Below are 25,221 nucleotides of genomic sequence, written 5' to 3'. Positions count from 1 at the left end.
GAATGAATACACATCCTCAAACTGAACAAACCGTAAGTTTACAAATAAATACATCGACATTGCTTAGATTAATTCGAGAAAACGGGGTTAGACTTAACGACATTCATTGTTTGGACAAACAGTCCAAAGAAACGGTTCGACAGTCATTTCTTCAAAGTATGCTGCGCCAAACGACGTAGCCTAAAACAAGATTTTGATAACAGGAATTTGCAATGAAAAAACCAGAGGTTTGGCCGTAAGTTGCAGGTAAAGAGAAGCAAATAAGAGAAGTAAATACGAGAAGTAAATACGAGAAGTAAATACGAGAAGTAAATACGAGAAGTAAATACGAGAAGTAAATACGAGAAGTAAATACGAGAAGAGAAGTGCTAAAGCAGCGGCAGAATGTTAACACTGCGGAACGGATCACTCTAATAGTGGTTATTAGGGTATTACTCGACTCATAAAATTTCCTGCTAAAACAAGTCGAGTCATAAAAATGTAGGCTAACGCTTTTGGTATCGCGTTAAACCTACTTTTTATTGTAACCTTGAGGTCAAACTACGCTTCAACAGGCTTCTTGAGTGTTGCATTGAGTACGAGATAACCGATTATTCCCGATAACAAGGAACCGATTATTATCCCAAGGCGTTCATCGAACAGCAGATTAACACCGGTTTCTTCAAACGCTAACGATCCGACAAATAAACTCATGGTAAATCCAATACCACAAAGGGCCGCCGTACCATATAGTCCGCCCCAGGACATGCCCTTAGGTAATTGAGCAAAATTCATCTTGATGCATAACCAACATAAACCAAATATCCCAATTTGTTTACCAGCAAACAAGCCTAATGCAATGCCGATAGGGACATTATGAAACATCTGTTCAGTAGTGACGTTGGCAAAACTTATCCCTGCATTGGCAAAGGCAAAAACAGGTAATACAAAAAAAGCGACAATGGAATGTAGATCGTGTTCTAGTGATTTTAAAGGACTGTGTTCAGGATCGTCTTTGGATCGCATAGGTATAAACATAGCCAGAACAACGCCAGCTAACGTGGCATGGACGCCAGATTTTAATGTGGCAATCCACATAATAATACCAATCAAAATATAGGGGCTATTCGACACGACATTCCGTTTATTTAGTATCGCCAAAATTGGAATACAGAGTGCGACAACAATTAGCGCCAGAAGTGAAATTTTTGACGTGTAAAACAGCGCAATGATGATGATGGCACCGATATCGTCAAAAATGGCCAGAGAAGTTAAAAATATCTTTATGGAAATGGGTACTCGTTTGCCCAACAAGGTTAAAACACCCAACGCAAATGCAATGTCTGTTGCCGCAGGGATTGCCCAACCTTTTGCCGCTACTGGATCCGCACCGTTAAAATAAAGGTAAATAGCGGCTGGCACTAACATACCGCCAATAGCACCCGCGCTATGAAGAATAATGTTGCGCTTATCAGACAATTCACCTTCAACTAATTCGCGTTTTAATTCTAACCCAACGAGGAAAAAGAAGACCGCCATCAACCCATCATTTATCCACAATAACAGCGGTTTAGCTATTTCTAATGCGCCCACTCTGACTTCGACTGGGGTTGATAAAAAGAGCTGGTAATAAGGTTCTAATGGCGTATTGGCGATGATGATTGCTGCTGTAGCTGCAATAAAAAGTAAAATACCACCGGCGGATTCCATTTTAAAAAACGACGTTATAGAGCTGTGTAAGGGGTTAGACATTTGGGTTCCTTTAATAGATATGCCAACTACAAATAACACATATGTGGAATATAAGACACTTTAATGGCGATGTGTTAAATGTATTTAACGTTAAACTGCATTAATTGGCTTAATCTCAAGTTTAGATTATTTTTGAGTAAGTACCTAAAGTGATTGATAAATATATTAGATGATTTGGTATTAATGCTTACCTGTACAAATGAACTGTCGTATCATTTGGACAGACTTTACAGTTTAACATTCATTACTAAGAAGAAGCTCGATAGCATGACACAAATAAAAAGCATCTTAATCACCGGCTGTTCAACAGGCATTGGCTTCGATACCGCAACAACGCTCCACGGTATGGGTTTTGACGTTTATGCAACGGCTCGCAAAGCGCAGGACGTCGACAAATTGCGAGACTTAGGATTAAAGGCAAAATTATTGGATTTGGCCGACGAGGCAACTATTAAAACATCGGTTCAGTGGGTACTTGATCAAACCGACGGAAAACTCGACGCACTGTTTAATAATGGTGCTTATGGTCAGCCGGGGGCCATCGAAGATTTGCCAGTAGAAGCATTGCGAGCACAATTTGAAACTAATTTTTTTGGCTGGCATCGATTGACCCAAATTGTCTTAAAAATAATGCGCGAGCAAGGTTATGGTCGCATTATCCAAAATAGCTCAGTACTCGGGTTAGTTGCTATGCCTTATCGAGGGGCTTATAACGCATCAAAATTTGCAGTGGAAGGTTACACTGACACCTTACGTTTGGAACTTAGAGGGACAAACATTCAAGTAAGTTTAATTGAGCCGGGGCCAATCGATACTGAGTTTCGAGCCAATGCACTTGAGAAAATTAATGAATATATCGATATTGAAGGTTCAGTTCACAGCAAAGCATACAAACCGCAAGTAGCACGGTTAGCTAAAAAACAGGTTTCTACCGCGTTTACATTGCCGCCGTCGGCAGTCACTAAATCGGTTATTCATGCTATTACGGCTAAAAAAGCGAAACGCCGCTATTATGTCACCACTCCGACTTACTTAATGGCTTGGTTTAAACGCCTGCTACCTACATCATGGTTAGATGCGATACTAGCAAAGAACTAATGTCATGCCGCTTATTTGTGGCGGCAAACCGGGCAGTCAGAGCGGCGATTTAATTTGAATTTTTGAGTCGCCATGCCCATAGGCATCAAACAACATAAGTTGATTCAAATTGTTGTACTCGCCCAATATTAAACGCAATGTTTCGGTGGCTTGTAAGCTTCCTAAAACCCCCAAAATAGGGCTAAAAACACCAGCGGTTGAACAGTTTTGTGGGGCGTCAACCGAGTCTGGGAACAAACATTCGTAACATGGCGAGTCCGCTGTTGAAAAATCAAAACTAATTAATTGGCCACTCGCTTGAATAGCAGATGCTGAAACAAGTTGTTTCTGGTGTTGTTTACAAGTCGCATTAATTAAACGCCTTAGTTTTTACATTGTCAGTACAGTCTAAAACCACATCGTGACGTTCAATTAAAGCGGCCAAGTCAAAATTGAATATTGACTCTGCGATAGCGTTAATCACAATTAGAGAGTTTTGTAAGGAGAGCTTTTGCTGAGCAACAATTGCTTTTTCTCGCCAATGTTATTTTCACCATATAATATCTGACGCTGCAGATTACTGCTTTCAATAGTATCGTGGTCTACCAAAGTTAAGGTGCCAACACCTGCAGCTGTTAGATATTGAGCAGCAGGGCAGCCTAAGCCGCCCAACCCAATAATAAGTACTCGGCTATTTTGGAATGCCAACTGACCTTGTTCACCAATTTTTTCCACCATCAGATGGCGGTGGTACCGCAAAAATTGTTTGTCCGTTAGATTTGCCACTGAGTTATCCTTTTGCCAATAACTTATTAAATGCAACTACCGCTTGTTCTGGATCATCCGCTTCGGTAATTGCTGTGACAACGGCAATTGAGCCTACGCCCGTTTTAATTACTTCGGTAGCTCTTTCTAATGTTATCCCACCAATGGCAACCATCGGTATATCGAGGTTAAGTTCAACCAATTTTGCTAAAGTATCGACGCCTTGTATTTGACCGGTCATATCTTTTGTGCGGGTCGGAAAAATAGCGCCAACAGCAAGATAAGAGGGTTGGTATTCTTGTATTTTTAACATTTCGTAATGGCCATGGGTACTCACGCCAAGCTTAATACCGGATTGCTTGATGGCATGTAAATCAGCCATCTGAATATCTTCCTGTCCAAGGTGAACGCCATAAGCTTTGTGCTTAATTGCTAATTCCCAGTAGTCGTTAATAAACAAACGAGCTTGGTATTGTCGGCCCAGTTCTATGGCTTGTATAACAGACTGTTCAAGGTCCCTACCAGTTAAGATTTTTTCGCGATATTGAATGGTTTTAATGCCCGCTTTGAGTAAACGTTCAATCCAAGCTAAGTTATCTACGACGGGATATAACCCCAGTTTTTGCTCGTCTATTTGAGCGAAACCTGAGGTAAAAGTATCAACCGGATGGGCGCTAAGTGCGGGTTCCCAATCAAGCTGCAATGCCAAGTCACTATTTGAAACTAGCACCCTAGGGTAGTCTTGACGTTCACGCGGCCAAGGCCCTTGCCAAATCGGGCCATACGGACCTTCATAGTCTTTAGCCAGTCTTAACCCCTGATTGATATAGGCTTTTGCAATAGTAAACGCGTCGCGTAACAAATAACCTTGAGCCATCAAACTGGCTAAGGCAGAGGCAAAAGTGCAACCGCTACCGTGGGTATGTTCGGTGGCTATTTTGGGACTCGCAAGCCAATAATGTTGATAACCATCGTGGCAATAATCGACGCAGTAACTTTCGTCAATATCGATGTGCCCGCCTTTGATCAAAACCGAGCTGGGGCCCAAATTAAGGGCTTGTTGCGCGGCGTTTTCCATGCAATCCCACGAGAACACATAGACGCCAGTGAGTTGCTGCAACTCTTTGTTATTGGGGGTGAGTACATCTACAACAGGCAGTAAATGTTGTTTTATTGTGGGGAGTATGTCGTCTTCCGTTAAGTTGCCGCCATTTGAGGCAACAGCAACCGGGTCGTAAACAACAATAGGCGCAAAGTCCCATGTGGTTTTGTAATGGGCGATTTTCTCTGCAACTAATTCGACTTGCTCGGCATTGGCTAAAAGACCAATTTTAATGACGAGAGCCGGCTTCTCTTGTTCGAGAGCGTCAAATTGAGACTTCATTACGTCAATGGAGACGGCATTAATCTCGATAACCCCAGCGCTATTTTGAGCCGTTACTGCGGTAATTATAGAACAGGCTTCAGCCCCCAAATTATGAATGGTTTTGCAATCGGCTTGGATCCCGGCACCGCCGGTACAGTCGCTTCCGGCTATGGTCCAAACAATTGAATTGGATAACACTGACATTACTCCTGATGCCAAAACGGCATACCCATTGTGGGTGTGCTGGGTTGGGCAATTTGTTTTTCTGGCATTCTACCAGCTAAAAACCCTATGCGACCAGCATCGGCAGCATATTTAAATGCCGTCGCCATTAACACCGGATCTGTTGCCTGTGCAACGGCACTGTTTAATAGAATTGCATCATAACCTAATTCGAACGCCTGCACCGCATGGGATGGTAAGCCTATACCTGCGTCAATGATAAGTGTGGTATCGGGTAAACGATGACGAATGGTTTCTAGCGCATAAGGGTTAAGTAAGCCCTGTCCTGTACCGATTGGCGCACCCCAGGGCATAATGACTTCACAACCTAAATCCGCTAATCGGCGGCACAAAACCAGATCGTCAGTACAGTAAGGGAGAACTTTAAAACCATCCTTGAGCAAAATATCGGTTGCTTTAACCAACTCAAATGGGTCGGGTTGTAAGCTGTATTCGTCGCCAATTAATTCTAATTTTATCCAATCGGTTTGAAACAATTCTCGCGACATTTTTGCCAGATTCACCACTTCTTTTACCGAATGGCAACCTGCTGTATTTGGCAATAGGGTGACATTCAGTTCTTTAATCTGCTGCCAAAATTGTTCGCCACCATTATCTTGAGGAGATTGTCGGCGCAGCGATAAAGTGACAATTTCACTGCCACTTGCTTCAATCGCCTGCCTCATCACTTTAATTGACGGATAAAGTGCGGTACCAATTAATAGGCGACTATCAAACGTATCACCGTAAATAGTGAGTTGAGACATACGTAGCTATCCTCCAAAAATAGGTGATACAACATCGACCTTGTCATTTTCTTTTATCAAGGTTGTTTGATAGTTGTTGTTAGCAACAAATTCGCCATTTAACGCAACGGCAAAAGGTGGCTTAACCGCAAAATGGACCAAAATGGACGATAAGCTTAATGCAGATTTTGTATCTAGTTGTCTTTGATGACCGGCCACATCGGTTAATTCTATCGAATGTGGTTCACCATTAAAAAACAGTTTCATGTTGTTAACCTTTGTATATGATCATCGACATTGATTTGTTGCTGGCGCGAAAACAGCTCAATAGTTTCGCCTTGCTCTTCCAATAGTCGTAGAGTTTGATCAACCAAACAGGGCGTTAATAAATAGCCATGACGGTACAAACCGTTAATTTGAATATGCTTAGACTTTATGATTATCGAAGGTTCATTGTCGAGTAACGTTGGTCGTAGTCCGGTTTGAATTTCTATCACTTCCGCTTCAGCAAATCCTTTGTGAATACTATACGCAGCACTTAATAATTCTAAAGTAGAACGTACACTTGGCGCTTTGTTGTCTTCTGATTCTATTTCAGTGGCACCGATGACATATTGGTCGTCGGATTTAGGCACAATATACAGCGGATATCGAGGATGCATTAGACGAATTGGACGTGTTAATGTTACTTCAGGCGCTCTAACTCGAACGACTTCACCGCGAACACCACGCAGGGGTTGTCAGGTTTTAATAAAGTGTGTTTTGCACCTAAACCACGGCAGTCGATGACCCAGTCAAATTGCCATTGTTGCAGGTTATTATTCACATCCGATACTCGATTATCGTCAATACGAACCTCTGTTTCTTCAAAGCATGTGACCTTACTTGATAACAATTTTTTTCGAGTTCTTGGTACAAGAGTCGATTATCAATATGACCTTCATTTGCTAAGAACAGTGCGGAGCTAAAGTTTGGGGGATTTCCGGCTCAATTTCTTGTATTTGCTCATTGTGTAATGTCTGGATGTCCTGTGCGTGTCGACACCTTACCCGTTGTGTAAAATGTCGAAGGTCATTAACGTCTTGTCTGTGAGCTAAAATCAATGTTCCGGTTTGTTGGAATCGCGTTTCTAAATCCAATGCGTTTAACATCTGAGGCCATAATGTCAAAGACTGATGACCCATTTCGACAATGCTGGCCGATGCCACAACCGATTCAGCCGTAGGGGCAACCATAGCCGCAGCTATTCTTCCTGTGGCACAAGCATCTGCCAAGTTGCCCTTTTCAAACAGGGTAACTTGGTGACTTTGACTCAATGACAAAGCGAGGAACCGGCCAATAAGGCCAGCCCCCACAATCGCAATAGTAACCAAAATATCCGCCTTATTTGGCTAGTTGATAAATTTCAGATCCTTTTGATCTAAATTCATCCGACATTTTTTGCATGCCTTCCTGGGCGGCTATTGCGTCAATTGCTTCATTTTCAGCGGCGATTTTTAACTCTCGATCAGCTTCAAAGTCCACCATTTTGATATCTATGTCAGCTTCTAAGCCTTTTGCATAGTCACGCACTTCCTAGCTTATCTTCATTGAACAGAACTTTGGACCACACATTGAACAGAAGTGAGCAACTTTGCCTGACTCCTGTGGCAAGGTTTCATCATGATATTCACGTGCTCGGTCTGGATCTAAACCTAGGTTAAATTGATCAAACCAACGGAATTCAAAGCGGGCTTTAGATAACGCATTATCACGAATTTGCGCACCTGGGTGGCCTTTTGCAAGGTCTCCGGCGTGTGCTGCAATTTTGTAAGTGATCAAACCTTCTTTTACGTCTTCTTTATTTGGTAAGCCTAAGTGCTCTTTAGGTGTTACGTAACACAACATGGCACAACCGTACCAGCCTATATTTGCCGCGCCAATGCCAGAGGTAATGTGGTCATAACCCGGTGCGATGTCTGTTGTCAGTGGGCCTAAAGTATAAAAAGGCGCTTCATCACAGTGTTTTAATTGCTCTTCCATGTTTTCTTTAACCATGTGTAATGGCACATGACCCGGACCTTCGATCATGACTTGTACATCGTGTTGCCACGCGATTTTGGTCAACTCACCTAACGTTCTAAGCTCGCTAAACTGCGCTTCGTCATTGGCGTCGGCAATTGACCCTGGACGCAGACCGTCACCAAGTGAAAACGAAACGTCGTATTGTTTACAGATTTCGCAAATGTCTTCAAAGTGAGTGTATAAGAAGTTTTCTTGATGGTGGGCAAGGCACCACTTGGCCATTATGGAACCACCACGGGAAACAATGCCGGTAACGCGTTTTGCCGTCATAGGGACAAATCGTAATAAAACCCCTGCGTGGATAGTGAAATAGTCCACTCCCTGCTCGGCTTGTTCTATTAACGTATCGCGGAAGATTTCCCACGTGAGGTTTTCTGCAACACCGTTAACTTTTTCAAGGGCTTGGTAGATAGGGACAGTTCCAATTGGTACTGGTGAGTTACGAACAATCCATTCGCGCGTTTCGTGGATATAACGGCCAGTGGATAAATCCATTACCGTATCCGCGCCCCATTTGGTAGACCAAACTAGTTTTTCAACTTCTTCTTCAATAGAAGAAGTGACCGCAGAGTTACCAATGTTGGCGTTGACTTTAATTAAGAAGTTGCGGCCAATGATCATCGGCTCCGCTTCTGGGTGATTGATATTGGCCGGAATAATAGCTCGACCTCGGGCGACTTCGTCTCGGACAAATTCTGCGGTGATCGCATCAGGCATATCTTTACTGCCAACTACCGCACCAAAGCTTTGGCCGGGGTGTTGCTGAGTAAGTGTTTCGTCTTTAAATTTTTGCAGTTTTAGGTTTTCACGAATGGCGATGTATTCCATTTCAGGTGTGATAATCCCTGTTTTGCATAATGCATTTGGGTGACGTTTTTACCGTCAAGGGCTCGGCGAACTTTTGGCAGGTTTTCAAATCGAATGTGGTCTAAACCTTCATCCGCTAACCGTTGCTGACTATAACCAGAAGTTGCGCCTTCAAGTACATGAGTATCGTTGCGCGCCGCAATCCATTCATCGCGTAGTTTAGGTAAGCCGACATGCACGTCGATATTGGTATCTGGGTCAGTGTATGGGCCTGATGTGTCGTAAACACGGATGGGTTCATTCGGTTCCAAAATTGGATTTTTTCATCCCCGCCCACTAAAGAATCGGCAAGGGCAATTTCACGCATACCAACTTTGATATTGTGCGTTGCACCTTCTACGTATACTTTTTTGAATTTGGGAAGTTTTGATCCGAGCAATTTTTTAGAAATTCTTCGGCTTGAGCACGGCGCTCACGGCGAGTTAATTTGGTCATTTTTTCTGCCTTAAGTAATGGTTTACAAAAGACGGAGTGTAGATCTCAGGTAGGACAAATTGTTTTACCCTTGTTTCCTTCGCTGAAATTACTCAGATCAGGTTCTACGGATCCCGCTACAATGCGATCTCAGCCCATGACAAAATAGGGCACTCCGACAAGTCAAAATCATCTTACGATATAGAACGCAGTGAGGGAAGACCTAATACGTTATTAATCTGCTATAACTCATTACTAATTTACTGAATTGTAGAGGATTAATTTTTTATTTTGATTCGGCAGGGTAGAACTAGCTTGTCGCTGTAACTAACACATGATTAGTGATTTAGGGGATTGAGATTTTGCAATTGCAGGCGCTGTCGTTACAGATTACATGATTGTTGCAAACAATCAGGTTGGCGTTGATAACGACTGGCGAGTTATCAACGCAAATCTTATCTACTTTACTACGACATTAATGCTGTCGTTTGTTAGACGGATATTAATGTTTTCGCCTGTCACAACCTGCTTAGGTGATTTGATCACCTCGCCATTGTCTTTCATTGCGATGGCATAACCACGGCCTAGTGTGGCGAGGGGCTGACAATGTTGAGTTTTTCTGTCACTTTTTCAAATCGCTGTTGAGCTCTTTCGAATCGGCGAATGAGCAAAGATTGTAGTGAATGTTGCATGTCGACCAGTTTTTGCTGTTCATTTTTAATCAAATTTGTCGGGTTTTGCGATAAAAGTCGTTGTTGCGAATGTTCTACCCGTCGAGCTTGAGTCGAAAGCTGGGTTTGGATTATTCGTGTCATGCGCATTTGCAATTCGTCGGTTTTTTGTTGCGACAGTTGAATTTTATGGCTTGGGTGTAACAACGACAATGACTTGTTGAGCTCAGATAACTGTTGCTTTTGGGATTTGTAATTGTGCGTATAAGCCAGTATCAGCCGCGAGTAAAGTCGGTTTACTTTTTCAATTACGTCTGTCATGTCGGTAGACACAAGTTCTGCGGCGGCTGATGGGGTTGGTGCACGAAGGTCTGCGACAAAATCACATATCGAGAAGTCAACCTCATGACCTACCGCAGAGATAATTGGCAACGCAGAGTTATATATAGTGTGGGCTAAGGCTTCGTCATTAAAGCTCCAGAGATCTTCTAATGAACCACCACCGCGACCGACAACTAATACATCAACTTCTTCACGATAATTTGCGGCGTTTATTGCCCAAATCAAATTTTGAGCGGCGTGTTCACCTTGAACCATAGTGGGGTAAATAATCACCTCCGTTTGCGGCGAACGTCGTTTTAGAACCGTCAAAATGTCATGCACCGCTGCACCCGTAGGTGAGGTGATTACCCCGACACGTTTGGGGTTTTGTGGAATAGGGCGTTTAACGTCTTGGTCAAACAGGCCCATTTGACCAAGCTTTAATTTTAACGCTTCAAATTGTTGTTTTAATAGACCTTCACCGGCCGGTTCCATTGTCTCGACAATAAATTGATAATCGCCACGAGGTTCATAAAGACTGATCCGCCCACGCACTAAAACTTGAGAGCCATTGTCGATAACACCTCGAACAGAGCGATTATTGCCTTTAAACATAGCCGCTTTTACTTGAGCGCGGTTATCTTTGAGTGAAAAGTACCAATGACCGCTAGAGGCGCGAACTAGGTTAGAAATTTCCGCTGAAATCCACACATTCACAAACTCTGCTTCTAACATCATTCTAACTTTCTGATTTAATTCAGAAACCTGATATATTTTTTGTTGCGGTGAAGAATAAGATTGCAGCACGAAAATATTGTCCTTTGCGTGGTTTGAGAAATAAAAGAGTCGAGATTCAAAATAATACAAACTTTAACAAGTTTTTTACGAAAGTCAGTTTACCTTAGGCAAAGTTTCGATTAAAATGCGGCCGCAACATATAGACTTAAATAGCCTCAAAATTCGGTTTCTATTTCGTACTATACTTACGAATTGGACAAAGCCGCATTTCGAGGCTATTTAGGTATTAAGTCCTTCCATATATTAAGTTAAGGTAAATTTTCATGTTGCGCATAGCTAAAGAAGCTCTCACTTTTGATGACGTATTACTGGTTCCCGGTCATTCGACTGTCCTTCCACACGAAGCGAATTTAAAAACACGTTTAACCCGTAATATTGAGCTGAATATTCCAATGGTATCATCTGCCATGGACACAGTTACTGAAAGCCGACTCGCTATTGCTCTTGCCCAAGAAGGCGGTTTAGGTTTTATTCATAAAAACATGTCAATCGAAGCGCAAGCTAATGAAGTTCGTCGTGTAAAAAATACGAATCAGGCGTGGTATCAGATCCGGTTACTGTGGCAAATAATGTGACAATTGGTCATGTAATGGCATTGGCTGACGAACATGGATTTTCTGGTTTCCCAGTTGTAGATAAAGATAACAACCTTGAAGGTATCGTAACTGGGCGTGATTTACGTTTTGAAACTAATCTTCAAAATCCAATTACTACGGTAATGACGCCTAAAGAAAAATTGATCACAGTTAAAGAAGGCGCGAGTCGCGAAATAGTTTTAGCTTTGATGCATGAAAACCGTATTGAGAAAATTCTTGTTGTTGACGATGAATTTAAGTTAACAGGCATGATTACCGTTAAAGATTTCCAAAAAGCTGATAGCAAACCAAACGCTTGTAAAGATTCATTAGGACGACTTCGTGTTGGTGCAGCAGTAGGCGTTGGTGCTGGAACTGATGAACGTATAGCCGCATTAGTTGAAGCGGGTGTTGACGTGTTGTTAATCGATACTTCTCACGGACATTCACAAGGTGTTCTAGACCGGGTTGCGTTAACACGTAAAACTTACCCAGATTTAGATATTGTTGGCGGAAACGTTGCAACAGCGGCTGGTGCATTGGCATTAGTTGAAGCAGGTGTTAACGCGGTTAAAGTTGGTATCGGCCCAGGTTCAATTTGTACAACTCGTATCGTGACGGGTTGTGGCGTTCCACAAATCACAGCAATTGCTGATGCAGTAGAAGCTGTATCTGGGAAAGACATTCCTGTTATTGCCGATGGCGGCATTCGTTTTTCTGGCGACATTGCTAAAGCCCTTGTTGCTGGCGCAAGCTGTGTAATGGTTGGTTCAATGTTAGCAGGTACGGAAGAAGCACCTTAGTGAAGTTGAACTATATCAAGGTCGTTATTACAAATCGTACCGTGGTATGGGAAGTTTAGGCGCTATGAATCAAAGTCATGGTTCATCTGACCGTTATTTCCAAAAATCTGACAACAAAGAAAAATTGGTGCCAGAGGGAATTGAAGGTCGCGTTGCTTACAAAGGACCAATTGAAAACATCATTCACCAACAACTTGGTGGTATTCGAAGTGCAATGGGTCTTACGGGTTGCAGCACAATTGAAATTTTGAATACAAAACCTGAATTTGTGCGCGTAACGTCTGCCGGTATGGGTGAGTCTCACGTACATGATGTTCAAATTACAAAAGAAGCGCCTAACTATCGTTTAGGCTAGGCTTTAAAGCGTTAATTATTTTGGCAAGCCGAAGTTATCTTCGGCTTCCTTTTTCAGTCAGTTTGAAAAAACAGACAATATCCACAATTATTTAAGAAGGCTAAAACATGTCAGTTAATCAAGACATTCACCAGCATCGAATTCTCATTTTAGATTTTGGTTCACAGTACACTCAACTTATCGCTCGACGCATTCGTGAAATTGGCGTTTATTGTGAGCTATGGGCTTGGGACGTTACTGAAGAACAGATCAAAGGTTTTAATCCCAACGGGATCATCTTAGCGGGCGGACCTGAATCAGTAACCGAGCATAATTCGCCACGTGCACCAGAATATGTATTTAATGCAGGGGTACCTGTATTAGGTATTTGCTACGGCATGCAAACTATGTCTGAACAACTTGGTGGTTCTGTCGAAGTTTCTGACGAACGTGAGTTTGGTTATGCGCAGGTTGAAGTTGTTAATGAATCTGCACTTCTTAAAAATATTGAAGATGCGATTACATCAAATGGCAATGCATTGTTAGATGTTTGGATGAGTCATGGCGACAAAGTTAATGCAATTCCTGCCGACTTTACAACAGTTGCAAAAACAGAATCTTGCCCGTTTGCTGTAATGGCGAACGAAGAAAAACGTTTTTATGGTGTTCAATTCCACCCTGAAGTGACCCATACAAAACAGGGTCTTCGTTTGTTGGAAAACTTTGTTTGCACCATTTGTGAATGTGACAAGTTATGGACGTCGGCGACAATTATTGAAGACGCCATTGCAAAAATGAAAGAACAAGTTGGCGACGACGAAGTTGTTTTAGGTTTATCAGGTGGTGTCGATTCATCTGTTGTTGCCATGTTATTGCACCGCGCAATCGGTGACAAATTGACCTGTGTATTTGTTGATAATGGTTTACTTCGTTTAAATGAAGGTCAGCAAGTTATGGACATGTTTGGCGATCATTTTGGATTAAACATAATTCATGTTCAAGCTGAAGACCGTTTCTTGGAGCGTTTATCAAATGAAAATGATCCTGAGAAAAAACGTAAGATCATCGGTAATGTATTTGTCGAAATTTTTGACGAAGAAGCAGGCAAACTTAAAAATGCGAAATGGTTAGCCCAGGGCACTATTTACCCTGACGTGATCGAATCAGCAGCTTCTGCAACAGGTAAAGCGCATGTTATTAAGTCTCACCACAATGTGGGCGGTTTACCAGAGGATATGGAGTTAGGTTTAGTTGAACCACTTCGCGAACTATTTAAAGATGAAGTACGTAAAATTGGTCTTGAACTCGGCTTACCTTACGACATGCTTTATCGTCATCCATTCCCTGGACCGGGCTTAGGTGTTCGTATTTTAGGCGAAGTGAAAAAGAATATGCCGACTTATTACGTCGTGCTGACGCAATTTTCATTGAAGAGTTACACTCAGCTGATTTGTACAATAAAGTGAGTCAGGCGTTTACCGTGTTCTTGCCAGTTCGTTCAGTTGGTGTAATGGGAGATGGCCGTAAATACGATTGGGTTGTGAGCTTACGAGCTGTAGAAACTATCGACTTTATGACGGCACATTGGGCACATTTACCATATGACTTCCTTGGTAAGGTATCTAACCGCATCATTAACGAAATTGATGGTATTTCACGTGTTGTTTATGACATCAGTGGTAAGCCACCGGCAACGATTGAGTGGGAATAACGCTCTATCCGTTAGCTAAGTGAAATAAGAAAGCGCCTTTTAGGCGCTTTTTTGATCGTGGACGTTATGCATTAAAGCTAAACATAGGTTTACGTTTTAGGCATTACGACTCATTTGTCCGAGCTATAGTCCGAGCTATCAAGTTCTAAATCGATAAAAGCAATAATATAGCCGTATTGGCGGTCTGACAAATTTCCAGAGGCATGTTCACTCTTGGCATAATTATGGGTCCATTTTCGATCCCTTCCCGGGCTTGGAACTCTAATGTCGACATTAAGTAACTTTTGATTAAGCACTGTGTAGCCTTTCTCTTGAGCTTTTTGGGCACAATAGACAAGTACGTATTCCACGGCATATTTATCGACGCTAGGTAACCAAGGTGTACTCGGTGTGGCAGGCTTCTTTTAGCACACCGTTTTTATCTTTGTATTCAAGGTGACCGCGAGTACATGCCGATAAAAGAGCACAATAAAACACACATAATATCAGTTTAGATTGAAGAGTAATTACCATTGATTTGGTTAAAGTGAATCTATGTCGCGCTTTAGACCAGCGTTATCATCAGTCGCTATTTTCTCTAAAACTTCGACCCGTTCTTTTAACGCGGATACCTGAACTTTTAAGGTTTCTATTTCAAGTTTGTCTTGATTACCTAATTTACTTGCTTCTTTTAAATTATTCACCGAGTAAATTAACCAACCTGCAATAATTAGGAATATAAAAGTCATGTTTGACCCCTTATTTTGTTTGCTCTAGCCTGTTTTTCTAAGCGAATCTATTTCTTTTTCAAGTTGTAGCTGTCGTCCGTCACAATTTTTTCAAGGACTTCAATTCGTTTTTTAACGCGGCCATTTGCTGCTGGGTTTCTGAATCTTGTTGATTGTTATTCTTACTAATTTGCAACTTAACGTGTTGCTCGTATGCGGCATATAGTAAACCACCAATAACCGAAACAAGTACAATAGTTAAAACTGAAATAGGCATTATTTTATTCCTTCAATAAAGTTGTGAATTTCTACGACAAGTTATATATCAATATATGTACCAAAAGGTAACGCATTGAAAATAAACAATTAATATATTTAAAGTTGAATTAACTGTTGTGAATATCGCTGAATATTAGTCTAATTAGCTAACTTTTATTAGGTTGTTAGAAAATAAACATGTCCGATTCGGAACTTGATGTCAAATGGATGCAATACGCTATGGCGCTTGCTGAGAAAGCAGAAGCCCAAGGCGAGATACCTGTAGGTGCCGTAATTGTAAAAGAAGATGAAGTTTTAGGGAGGGCTGGAATCAGCCGATTACCTTGCACGACTCAACTGCTCACGCTGAAATTGTAGCGATTAGAAATGCTGGAAAAAACATTGCAAACTACCGTTTAGTTGGTAGCACGATATATGTAACATTAGAACCTTGTCCTATGTGTGCCGGTGCTATTATTCACAGCCGGATAGCACGACTTGTTTATGGTGCGCAGGATTATAAAACAGGGGCCGTGGGCAGTGTAATGAATTTGTTGCAGCATGATAGTAATAACCACAAAGTCGACTTTACTTCTGGTCTACTTGAGCAGCAGTGCAGTCATCAAATATCCGCTTTTTTAAAAAGCGGAGAGTAGAGATTAAAGCCGCGAAAGAAAATAAAACTTTGAAAGATGATGTCAACATTGACGATGACCAAATTGATTAAGCGGTGTTAGTTAAAGGCACAACGTAATTAGATTATTTCTTCTGGATCGGCGTTGGATTCGCCCATTCGAATCGTCGTTTGTTTAAGACGTCGACTTAGCAAACGATTTGAAATTGTTTTTCTCGCTATGCGTCTACGTGTGTTGTTAAACATACGGCTTTTCAATTTTAATTTTATGTTTCTTCTTCGTCTAAACATATTTTGTCCTTTTAAAACGTCAGTAACAGATCATGCTAACTAGGATTAGTTTAGCGGGCTTCAGTTTCAATTTTAATCAGTGCTTGTTTCTGTTTCGGTGCTTACAGAGTGGACTTGGTCCATCAAGGTATCAATTTTAATTTGTTGTTCAGCTTTATCATCAATCCAAATTAAGGTGTCGTAATATCGGCGGATATTGGCAACATATTGCACCGCTTCATCACCTCGAGCAAAACCATAACGAGTTGTCTTGTAATGTCTTTTTGTCGTAACAGTGGCAGGTATTTTTTAACATCAACCCACTTGTCAGGATCACCGCCCAATATTTTAGTTAGTTTTCGTCCATCTTGAACATGTCCCCAACCTAAGTTGTACGCAGCGAGCGCAAACCAAGGTCGGTCAAATTCAGATATTCTTGCTGGGATACGCTTCAATAATTGACTTAAATATTTGGCGCCGCCTTTAATATTTGATTCCGCATCTAGTCTACTTTTTACACCTAATTGCTTGGCCGTTGGTTGCGTAAGCATCATGATGCCTCGCACTCCCGTTGGGGATTTTGCTCTTGGATCCCAATGGGATTCTTGATAGCTTTGGGCTGCTAATAAACGCCAATCTAAATCTCCGGCATATTCCTTAAACCAGTGTTGGTAATCTGGAAGTACTTTGCCTACCGCATTCATGAATAAACGAGTATCGACATAATTAAAGTGCTCGACATGTCCAAAGTAACGTTCTTCTAACGCAATAAGTTCACCGGATTCGTGCATGTCGCCAAAAAAATCAATTAAGGTTGCAAATAATGAGTCGTCACGATTTTTCGGTAACAACCAAGTAAGAGGTTGTTCATTTGCCAATGTAAAGGCCACAGAAATATCTGGGTAATATCGTCTGACTAAGGCGAGGTTATGTGAATCGGCGACAGTAAACTCAATTTCGCCGTCCATTAACATTTCAAGTAATTCGTTTGAATCAACGTTATCGACAACTTGGATTTGAAAGTCGAGTTCTTCAGTTTGTTGTTTTCTTAGATTATCTAAATGACTCGACTGTGAAGAAACAACAATAGGTAAATCGACTTCAGAGAGATTTGTGGGCCGCTCTCTACCTTGTTTAAAAACAACTTTTTGGCTGACATGATAATAAGGCGGTGACGTTCTAAATTGTTCAAGTATTTCAGTTGTAGGGGAAAATCCGCCGACAAGAAGGTCGACTTGACCAGTTTCAAGCTTTGGCAGTAACTCTGCTATATGGTAGCTAGGAATGAGGTTAACCTCGACTCCTAAATAATCGGCAAAAGAATGAACTAAATCATGTTCAAACCCAGCAGTACCGTCGGCGTCTACATAGTAACTTGTGGGATTAAATAAAATACCGACATTAATAACCTGCTTTTTGTCTATTTCAATAATCTTGGGGGCAGGCGGTTTTGGCTCACAAGCAGTGATAAAAAACAAACAATAAAAAGCAACAGACCACTTGGGACCTGTTTTGTTTGTGTTGTGAGTTGAGACAGTATTTTTTCATCACTGGCTTTATATCAAATGATCCTCATTTAGTCATCAAACAACTGGCATAGAGGGGTTAAAAAGTCATAGGCTGGAGGTAATTAGTTGAAGAGTCTACAAATCCTAGTAATTGGTAGCATTTTAAGTTTAATTTTTTTGTGGGTGTCTAGGTTAAGTTTGACCGGATGTTTACGTTAAACCTTCATGTAAATCGACTTTATTTTGTTATCTGATATCAGTGCCTTAGATGGAATTATTTTTTGGTAATGCGCTAGATAGAAAAAGTTGCAGGAAAACGACGTCGCAATCTATATATTGGGGCTATTTGAGTATATAATGCGCGCCTAATTTTTTTCCTTTCAAAATGAATGGTGAATTGGCATATGTTAATCCTTCGTGGTGCACCAGCTTTATCCGAATTTCGTGTTAAAAAATATTTAGCCGCATTTGCTGCTAAAGATCTAAACGTTACTGACATTTATGCGGAATATACGCATTTTGCGGATGTCACAGCAGAATTGTCTGATGATGAATTAAGTAAACTTAATTCACTTGTAGAATACGGTCCGTCAATTGCGCAACATCAACCTGAAGGTGAGTTGTTCTTAATTACACCTCGTCCAGGAACAATTTCTCCTTGGTCAACTAAAGCAACAAACATTGCTAATAACTGCGGGCTAGACAAAGTAAAACGTGTCGAACGTGGAATTGCGTTTTATGTTGTTGGTGATCTTAACGAAACACAAAAATCTGATTTAGTCGCTGAATTACACGACCGAATGACGGAAGTTGTGTTTAGCGAATTAAACCAAGCATCACAATTGTTCGTAGCCGAACAACCAAAACCATTCACGTCAGTTGACGTAATTGCAGGCGGACGCGAAGCGCTTTCAAATGCTAACTTAACAATGGGTTTGGCATTAGCCGACGACGAAATTGACTACTTAGTTGAAAACTTCATTCAACTTGGTCGCAACCCAAACGACATCGAATTATATATGTTTGCTCAGGCAAACTCTGAGCATTGTCGTCATAAGATTTTTAACGCCGATTGGACAATCGACGGCGTTGCACAGCCAAAATCATTATTCAAAATGATTAAAAATACGTTTGAGCATAATAGCGAATTTGTAACCTCTGCTTATAAAGATAATGCAGCGGTAATGCACGGTTCTGTTGCAGGACGTTTTTTGCTGAGCCAACGACAGGTTCTTACAAGTTTTATAATGAAAATATCGACATTCTAATGAAAGTCGAAACTCATAATCACCCAACTGCTATTTCGCCTTTCCTGGTGCTGCGACGGGTTCGGGTGGTGAAATTCGTGATGAAGGTGCTACTGGTCGTGGTTCAAAACCTAAAGCTGGTCTTAACGGATTTACCGTATCAAACTTACGTATCCTGGGTTTTGAACAACCTTGGGAAATTAACTACGGCAAGCCGTCTCGTATCGTTGAAGCTCTCGACATTATGGTGGAAGGACCATTAGGTGGTGCGGCATTTAATAACGAATTTGGTCGCCCGAATATTTTGGGGTATTTCCGTACATACGAAGACAAAGTAAATAGCTTTAATGGCGAAGAAGTTCGTGGTTACCACAAGCCTATTATGCTTGCTGGCGGATTAGGTAACATTCGTCGTGAACATACCGAAAAAGGCATTATCCCGGTTGGCGCTAAATTAATTGCGCTGGGTGGACCTGCGATGAATATCGGTCTTGGCGGTGGTGCCGCATCTTCAATGGCGTCTGGTCAGTCAAATGAAGATTTAGACTTTGCATCAGTACAACGTGAAAATCCAGAAATGGAACGTCGTTGTCAGGAAGTTATCGACAAATGTTGGCAGCTTGGCGACGAAAATCCGATTGCCTTTATCCACGATGTAGGGGCTGGTGGTTTATCAAACGCATTCCCAGAGCTTGTTAACGATGGCGAACGTGGTGGCGTATTTGAACTTCGCGACGTACCTAATGACGAACCTGGAATGTCGCCACTGGAAATTTGGTGTAACGAATCTCAAGAACGTTATGTCTTGGCAGTCGCTCCTGAAAACCTAGACGTTTTTGAAAATATTTGTCAACGTGAGCGTGCGCAATATGCTGTTGTTGGTGTTGCAACAGAAGAACGTCATCTAACATTAAATGACGAACATTTTGACAACAAACCGATTGATATGCCATTGGACATCTTATTGGGTAAAGCTCCTAAGATGCATCGAGATGTAGCGGCTAAACACGTTGCTGGTAGCGAATTTGACATTTCAAAAATTGAAATCGCTGACGCGGCGGAACGCCTACTACGTTTACCGGCGATTGCTGAAAAAACGTTCCTTGTGACGATTGGTGACCGTTCGGTAACTGGTATGGTATCTCGTGACCAAATGGTTGGCCCGTGGCAGGTTCCAGTTGCTGACTGTGCCGTCACTACAGCATCACTAGACAGTTATTTTGGTGAAGCGATGTCATTAGGCGAACGTACCCCAATCGCATTACTAAATTACGGTGCCTCTGCTCGCATGGCCGTCGCAGAGTCTATTACCAATATAGCAGCGACAGATATCGGTAATTTAAACCGGATTAAAATGTCGGCGAACTGGATGGCAGCAGCCGGACACCCGGGTGAAGACGCTGGTTTATACGAAGCAGTTAAAGCCGTTGGTGAAGAGTTATGTCCCGCATTAGACATCACTATTCCTGTGGGTAAAGATTCAATGTCGATGAAAACAAAATGGCAGGAAGAAGATGGGACTGATAAATCAGTTACCTCGCCACTGTCGTTGTTGATCACCGCATTCGCCCGTGTTGAAGATGTTCGTAATACGGTGACTCCAGAACTACGCACTGATAAAGGCGAAACATCACTCATATTGGTTGATCTTGGAAGCAAGCAAAACCGGATGGGGGCAAGTTGTCTGGCTCAAGTTTACAATAAACTCGGCACTGTAGCGCCAGATGTTGATAGTCCTGAGCTGTTAAAAGGTTTCTTTAATTCAATCCAGAGCCATAGTTAAATCTAAGCAATTGATGGCATATCACGACCGTTCAGACGGTGGTTTGTTTACATCTGTTGCAGAAATGGCATTTGCTGGTAAAGCCGGTGCAGTTGTTAATTTAGATGGACTCGGAGAAGACGCGACGTCAATTCTTTATTCAGAAGAATTAGGTGCAGTTATCCAGGTCAGTAAAGCGGATGAATCTAACGTCTTGTCAGTGTTTGCTGCCAATGGATTAGCGGCTAATGCGCACGTTATTGGTTCAGTAAATAGTGAAGACAAGTTGTCGTTTAGCTTTAATGGCGAAGTTGTTCTTGAAAATACCCGCACGCATTATCGTACAGTGTGGGCAGAAACTACATTCCACATGCAGTCTATGCGTGACAACCCAGAATGTGCAAAACAAGAACATGACGCTAAATTTGATGCAAACGACAAAGGTCTAAATGTTGAATTGTCATTCGACATAAATGAAGACGTTGCAGCTCCGTTTATAGCTAAAGGTGATAAACCACGTGTTGCTATCTTACGTGAGCAAGGGGTTAACTCACACGTAGAAATGGCAGCTGCCTTTACTCGTGCTGGTTTTGATGCAATAGACGTTCACATGAGCGACTTACAAGAAGGCCGCTTATCACTAGAATCATTTAAAGGTTTAGTGGCGTGTGGTGGGTTCTCATACGGAGACGTATTAGGTGCTGGTGAAGGTTGGGCAAAATCAATATTGTTCAACGACAAACTAAGTGAAATGTTCAAGACCTTCTTCCATCGCGAAGACACCTTTAGTTTAGGTGTCTGTAATGGTTGTCAGATGATGTCTAACTTACGTTCACTTATCCCAAGGTGCTGATCACTGGCCTCGTTTTGTGACAAACAAGTCTGAGCGCTTTGAAGCTCGTTTTAGTTTGGTCGAAATCCAAGAGTCTAACTCTGTATTTTTCCAAGGTATGACAGGTTCACGTATGCCAATCGCGGTATCACACGGTGAAGGGCGTGCAGAATTTACAGCCGATAGTGCTGTTCAAGCGGCACTTGCATCAAATACGGTTGCCATGCGTTATGTTGATAATAATGGTGAGTTCACTGAAACCTACCCGGCTAACCCAAATGGGTCGCCAGAAGGGATTACGTCTCTAACGACGACAGACGGACGTACCACGATTATGATGCCGCATCCTGAGCGTGTATTCCGTGCCGTTACAAATTCTTGGCATCCAGACGAGTGGCTTGAAGATAGCCCTTGGATGCGTATGTTCCGTAACGCACGCAAGTGGGTCGGTTAAATTTCGATTACAGATAAGTCGAATCAATCTCATAAAGCCAGTTATTTATTAACTGGCTTTTTTATTCTTACCAGAAGCAAAAGCTATGTTTTACCAGTTAAAGCGGAAAATAAATAATCAAAGAGTTTTATTTTTGAGACAAAGGAAAGCGTAAAATTGACCGCCTTTTGACTGTCTTACTTTTGTACTTTATTGGTGTAGCCCTTATTTTAAATGATATTTTTACAGTCTGTAGGTGCTTACCATAAAAAATAAAGTTTTTACTTTAAAAATAGGTTCAGCTTGATAAAGTGTATTTGCGAAAAAAGGAAGGTTAGGGATCTGCCGTTTTTGTACAAAAATAAATTTGATGTTTTATTAATGCCCAATTTGTTGTTGTAAAAGCCAGCTCAGCCAAGGAATGAGCAAAATAATAATTCTAATAAGGTTCGAGCAAAGAACCGGGTTCTACAATTACTACATTAAACATATTTCCCTCTTTCAGGAGTAGGCATGAAAAAGACTAAAAATACACTATTTAAACATAGCGTAGTTTTTGCGGCGCTCAGCACCGCAATATATCAGCCACATAGTGTGGCAGCAGAAGAAGAAAGCGCCAATGAAGGCATCGAAGTAATTCAAGTAACCGCTACGCGTCGTGCAGCCTCCGTTCAAGATATTCCTGTAAATATTACCGCATTAGATGGCGATATTATGGCAGACCAAAATATTGGCGAATTAACTGATGTTGCGCGTTGGGTTCCGGGTTTGACGATACAAGACCAAGGTAACCGTAGTCGTTCTCCAATTATTGTACGTGGCTTGAACACTGACTCATCAGGTCCCGGTGCTGACGGTGGCACAGTTGCGGTTTATGTCGGTGAAAGCCCGTTAACGGTTGACCTAAAAATTCTCGATGTACAGCGTGTTGAAGTATTAATTGGTCCACAAGGCACATTATACGGTGCAGGCTCACTTGGTGGGGCAATTCGATATATTCCGAACAAGCCCGTATTAGATGAAACCTCTGGTCGTGTTTATGGTGGTGTTAATTCAGTTAATGAAGGTGGCACAGGTCATGAAGTTGGCTTTATTGTTAACATGCCACTTATTAGTGATGAATTAGGTTTTAGAGCCGCATTTCAACAACAAAAAATGCCGGTTACATTGACTACAATTATCTCGTTAAAGAAAGCGGAATTTCATTACCAGATCCAGATTGGTCAGATGCCAGTCAAGTAAGCGCGAATATTAAACAGTCTGCTGATGCGAACTACGACGATACGTCAACGGCTAAGTTTATGTTACGTTGGATGCCAACCGATAAGGTTGATGCAGTATTATCGTATACCTATCAGCAACAGGAAGTCGGTGGGCGCTCTATTGTTCATCATAATGCACTTGCCCCAGATCATGCATTGACTGATATTGTAGGTAAATATGAATCTGCATATCGTGTTGAAGAACCAATGGATAAAACCACAGATTTATTGGCGTTAGAAATAACGGCCGATCTTGGATTTGCTGAGTTAACATCAGCAACGAGTTTATCTTCATTTGAATCCCTCGGACAACGTGATCAAACTGATTTGTTGATACGTCTTGCTTATTCTTATGAAGAATTCCCAGCATTCAGCTCGTATACACGTGAAGATGCAGAGAATGAGTCGTTTGTTCAGGAAGTTCGTTTAGTTTCAACGGGTGAATCAGACCTTTCGTGGATTGTTGGTGGGTATTACAGCAAATTTGATTCTTTTAACACCAGTGAAGAGTTTACACTAAGGTTTTGACGAATATGCGATAAATGAGTGGGGCGTTGACGGTAATCTTCGACCTGATTCGTTAGAGTATTATTCTGTTGGGGATGTTGAATTAGTGGAATCCGCCATTTTTGGTGAATTAAGTTACCAAGTCACGGACGCATTAACCACTACTTTTGGTTTTAGACATTATCAATATGAAATAAACAGCATGTCATCTTATGACTTACCGCTATATAACTCGGTATTTGGTGGCGCAGCGAGCGACGCAATTGACCTTGATGGCAATCGTGAGTTTCAAGATGCAAAAAATGACGGTACGTTGTTTAAAGTCAATGTGAGTTATCAAGTCAATTCAGACTTGTTGACATACGCTACTATAAGCGAAGGATTCCGTATTGGTGGTTCAAATGGGGTTGCAGCTTGTACTCCTGAAGACATCGCAAACCCTGGACAAGTGTTGTGTGCATTACCACATGAAGTAGATTTTCGACCAGATACAACCGTAAACTATGAAATTGGGATGAAGTCGACCTTGTTTAACAATCGTTTACATCTGAATGGTGCTGCTTTTTATATTAAGTGGGAAGATGCCCAAATCGGTGGTGCTACACAAAATGGTCAAATTCCAATAATTGCCAATGCCTCTGGTGGTGCAGAAAGTTCAGGTCTTGAATTATCCGCACGGGCAATGTTGTCTAACGAGCTGTCGTTGTTTGGTAGTTATTCGTTAGCCAAAGCAAAATTAGCGGGAGATGCTCCTTATTTGTTTGGTGTTGTTGATGACCCAGCCCGTCAAGCATGGAAGGACGGTGAAAAAGGCGATCGACTGCCTGGCGCACCTGAACATCAGTTTGCGTTAGGAGCGAAGTATTCAACCGAAATTTTGGATGACAAAATGTTGGATGTTAACTTTGGTTATACTTACCAGAGTGAATTGATTACACGCGTCGGCTTAAAAAATGATGGCCAAACAATTGATGGTTATGGTCTAGCAAATCTTTCTGCATCGTTATCCGATGAAGCTTGGTCAGTTACCTTGTACATCAATAATTTGTTGGATGAATATGCGGTAACTTCTGTTCGTCGTTCTCAAGCGGATATCGGTAGTGCAAAGTTTGATGCGGATATTGCGAACCGTACAGATTTACAACGTAACTTCGGTTATTTTGTCAGCACACCTCGAACAGTTGGTGTTAAATTCGATTATAAATTTGAAAGCTTCTAATCAAGTACTAATCTAAATCGATATGTTAAAGGCACCATTTGGTGCCTTTTTTATTGTCCTAAAGTTTGCTTATTGAGGTATTACTCAGCTCTTAAATTCGATAAGCTAACCGATTGA

At 41.7% G+C, this 25,221-nt stretch carries 14 protein-coding genes, 9 pseudogenes and 1 riboswitch; of the genes and pseudogenes, 7 read left to right on the top strand and 16 right to left on the bottom strand.

The features are described from left to right. Nucleotides 1-2 precede the first annotated feature (2 nt). Complete coding sequence (locus tag PN838_RS09070) at nt 3-179, top strand: hypothetical protein (protein ID WP_215963523.1); 177 nt, start codon at nt 3-5, stop codon at nt 177-179. 361 nt (nt 180-540) lie between these two features. Here PN838_RS09070 and nhaA read toward each other — a convergent pair whose 3' ends face one another. Continuing rightward, the gene (gene nhaA, locus PN838_RS09065) at nt 541-1,731 is read right to left on the bottom strand and encodes a Na+/H+ antiporter NhaA (protein WP_272180446.1); all 1,191 of its coding nucleotides are present in this window, start codon (nt 1,729-1,731) and stop codon (nt 541-543) included. Nucleotides 1,732-1,998: 267 nt separating this feature from the next. Here nhaA and PN838_RS09060 point away from each other — a divergent pair, with 267 nt between their 5' ends. Then, a complete protein-coding gene (locus tag PN838_RS09060; RefSeq protein WP_272180445.1) occupies nt 1,999-2,829 on the top strand; it encodes an SDR family oxidoreductase in 831 nt (276 codons plus the stop codon). 36 nt (nt 2,830-2,865) lie between these two features. Here PN838_RS09060 and PN838_RS27155 read toward each other — a convergent pair whose 3' ends face one another. The 10 genes and pseudogenes from PN838_RS27155 to xseA all read right to left on the bottom strand — a co-directional run bounded on the left by PN838_RS27155 (nt 2,866) and on the right by xseA (nt 10,979). Next, nucleotides 2,866-3,183: a HesA/MoeB/ThiF family protein gene (locus PN838_RS27155; protein WP_370661101.1), complete on the bottom strand. Its 318-nt coding sequence runs from the start codon at nt 3,181-3,183 to the stop codon at nt 2,866-2,868. Beyond that, a pseudogene (locus PN838_RS26285) lies at nt 3,179-3,546 on the bottom strand (HesA/MoeB/ThiF family protein). Before PN838_RS26285 ends, PN838_RS27155 begins: the two are co-directional and overlap by 5 nt. Nucleotides 3,547-3,598: 52 nt before the next feature. After that, nucleotides 3,599-5,137 (bottom strand): thiamine phosphate synthase, encoded by a 1,539-nt coding sequence (thiE, locus tag PN838_RS09050; protein WP_370661013.1) that lies wholly within the window; start codon nt 5,135-5,137, stop codon nt 3,599-3,601. 5 nt (nt 5,138-5,142) lie between these two features. Next, nucleotides 5,143-5,928, bottom strand: a complete 786-nt coding sequence (locus tag PN838_RS09045; RefSeq protein ID WP_215963528.1) for a thiazole synthase — start codon at nt 5,926-5,928, stop codon at nt 5,143-5,145. 6 nt (nt 5,929-5,934) lie between these two features. Further along, nucleotides 5,935-6,174 carry a sulfur carrier protein ThiS gene (gene thiS, locus PN838_RS09040; RefSeq protein WP_272180444.1) on the bottom strand — a complete coding sequence of 80 codons (240 nt, stop codon included), beginning with the start codon at nt 6,172-6,174 and terminating at the stop codon, nt 5,935-5,937. After that, nucleotides 6,171-6,641, bottom strand: coding sequence for an FAD-dependent oxidoreductase (locus tag PN838_RS26280; protein ID WP_370661100.1), 471 nt, complete (start codon nt 6,639-6,641; stop codon nt 6,171-6,173). The genes thiS and PN838_RS26280 overlap by 4 nt, the downstream gene beginning before the upstream one ends. Next, the gene (locus PN838_RS27150) at nt 6,593-6,802 is read right to left on the bottom strand and encodes a hypothetical protein (protein ID WP_370661012.1); all 210 of its coding nucleotides are present in this window, start codon (nt 6,800-6,802) and stop codon (nt 6,593-6,595) included. Before PN838_RS27150 ends, PN838_RS26280 begins: the two co-directional genes overlap by 49 nt. 52 nt (nt 6,803-6,854) lie before the next feature. Further along, nucleotides 6,855-7,280 (bottom strand): NAD(P)/FAD-dependent oxidoreductase, encoded by a 426-nt coding sequence (locus PN838_RS26275; protein WP_334313331.1) that lies wholly within the window; start codon nt 7,278-7,280, stop codon nt 6,855-6,857. Nucleotides 7,281-7,290: 10 nt separating this feature from the next. Further along, nucleotides 7,291-9,273, bottom strand: a pseudogene (thiC, locus tag PN838_RS09030) (phosphomethylpyrimidine synthase ThiC). Between the two features lie 57 nt (nt 9,274-9,330). Next, a riboswitch (TPP riboswitch) is annotated at nt 9,331-9,440 on the bottom strand. A gap of 271 nt (nt 9,441-9,711) precedes the next feature. Then, a pseudogene (gene xseA, locus PN838_RS09020) lies at nt 9,712-10,979 on the bottom strand (exodeoxyribonuclease VII large subunit). A 326-nt stretch (nt 10,980-11,305) separates the two neighbouring features. Between xseA and guaB the strand changes: the two are divergent. Continuing rightward, a pseudogene (gene guaB / locus PN838_RS09015) lies at nt 11,306-12,775 on the top strand (IMP dehydrogenase). 107 nt (nt 12,776-12,882) lie between these two features. Then, nucleotides 12,883-14,465, top strand: a pseudogene (gene guaA / locus PN838_RS09010) (glutamine-hydrolyzing GMP synthase). A gap of 110 nt (nt 14,466-14,575) precedes the next feature. On the opposite strand, the gene PN838_RS09005 reads toward guaA, so the two are convergent. The 3 genes from PN838_RS09005 to PN838_RS08995 form a co-directional block, all read right to left on the bottom strand. Further along, complete coding sequence (locus PN838_RS09005) at nt 14,576-14,815, bottom strand: hypothetical protein (RefSeq protein WP_272180441.1); 240 nt, start codon at nt 14,813-14,815, stop codon at nt 14,576-14,578. A 171-nt stretch (nt 14,816-14,986) separates the two neighbouring features. Further along, on the bottom strand, nt 14,987-15,193 hold the full coding sequence (locus PN838_RS09000; protein ID WP_272180440.1) for a hypothetical protein: 207 nt from the start codon (nt 15,191-15,193) through the stop codon (nt 14,987-14,989). A 79-nt stretch (nt 15,194-15,272) separates the two neighbouring features. After that, nucleotides 15,273-15,449, bottom strand: coding sequence for a hypothetical protein (locus tag PN838_RS08995; protein WP_272180439.1), 177 nt, complete (start codon nt 15,447-15,449; stop codon nt 15,273-15,275). Between the two features lie 179 nt (nt 15,450-15,628). Here PN838_RS08995 and tadA point away from each other — a divergent pair. Beyond that, nucleotides 15,629-16,157: pseudogene (tadA, locus tag PN838_RS27145) on the top strand (tRNA adenosine(34) deaminase TadA). 27 nt (nt 16,158-16,184) lie between these two features. Here tadA and PN838_RS08985 read toward each other — a convergent pair. Beyond that, nucleotides 16,185-16,310: a hypothetical protein gene (locus PN838_RS08985; protein ID WP_256448310.1), complete on the bottom strand. Its 126-nt coding sequence runs from the start codon at nt 16,308-16,310 to the stop codon at nt 16,185-16,187. Between the two features lie 117 nt (nt 16,311-16,427). Beyond that, a pseudogene (mltF, locus tag PN838_RS08980) lies at nt 16,428-17,803 on the bottom strand (membrane-bound lytic murein transglycosylase MltF). Between the two features lie 443 nt (nt 17,804-18,246). Here mltF and purL point away from each other — a divergent pair. Further along, nucleotides 18,247-22,137: pseudogene (gene purL, locus PN838_RS08975) on the top strand (phosphoribosylformylglycinamidine synthase). A 492-nt stretch (nt 22,138-22,629) separates the two neighbouring features. After that, a pseudogene (locus PN838_RS08970) lies at nt 22,630-25,104 on the top strand (TonB-dependent receptor). Nucleotides 25,105-25,221: the final 117 nt, after the last annotated feature.

It is taken from the genome of Psychrosphaera algicola, from assembly GCF_028401425.1.
Classification (GTDB): domain Bacteria; phylum Pseudomonadota; class Gammaproteobacteria; order Enterobacterales; family Alteromonadaceae; genus Psychrosphaera; species Psychrosphaera algicola.
This window is presented reverse-complemented; position numbering and strand designations above follow the sequence as displayed.

Bases quoted from the DNA above. Each gene is read 5' to 3' on its own strand.
- PN838_RS09070 (WP_215963523.1), top strand. From the start codon at position 3: ATGAATACACATCCTCAAACTGAACAAACCGTAAGTTTACAAATAAAT.
- nhaA (WP_272180446.1), bottom strand. From the start codon at position 1,731: ATGTCTAACCCCTTACACAGCTCTATAACGTCGTTTTTTAAAATGGAA.
- PN838_RS09060 (WP_272180445.1), top strand. From the start codon at position 1,999: ATGACACAAATAAAAAGCATCTTAATCACCGGCTGTTCAACAGGCATT.
- PN838_RS09045 (WP_215963528.1), bottom strand. From the start codon at position 5,928: ATGTCTCAACTCACTATTTACGGTGATACGTTTGATAGTCGCCTATTA.
- thiS (WP_272180444.1), bottom strand. From the start codon at position 6,174: ATGAAACTGTTTTTTAATGGTGAACCACATTCGATAGAATTAACCGAT.
- PN838_RS09000 (WP_272180440.1), bottom strand. From the start codon at position 15,193: ATGACTTTTATATTCCTAATTATTGCAGGTTGGTTAATTTACTCGGTG.
- PN838_RS08995 (WP_272180439.1), bottom strand. From the start codon at position 15,449: ATGCCTATTTCAGTTTTAACTATTGTACTTGTTTCGGTTATTGGTGGT.
- PN838_RS08985 (WP_256448310.1), bottom strand. From the start codon at position 16,310: ATGTTTAACAACACACGTAGACGCATAGCGAGAAAAACAATTTCAAAT.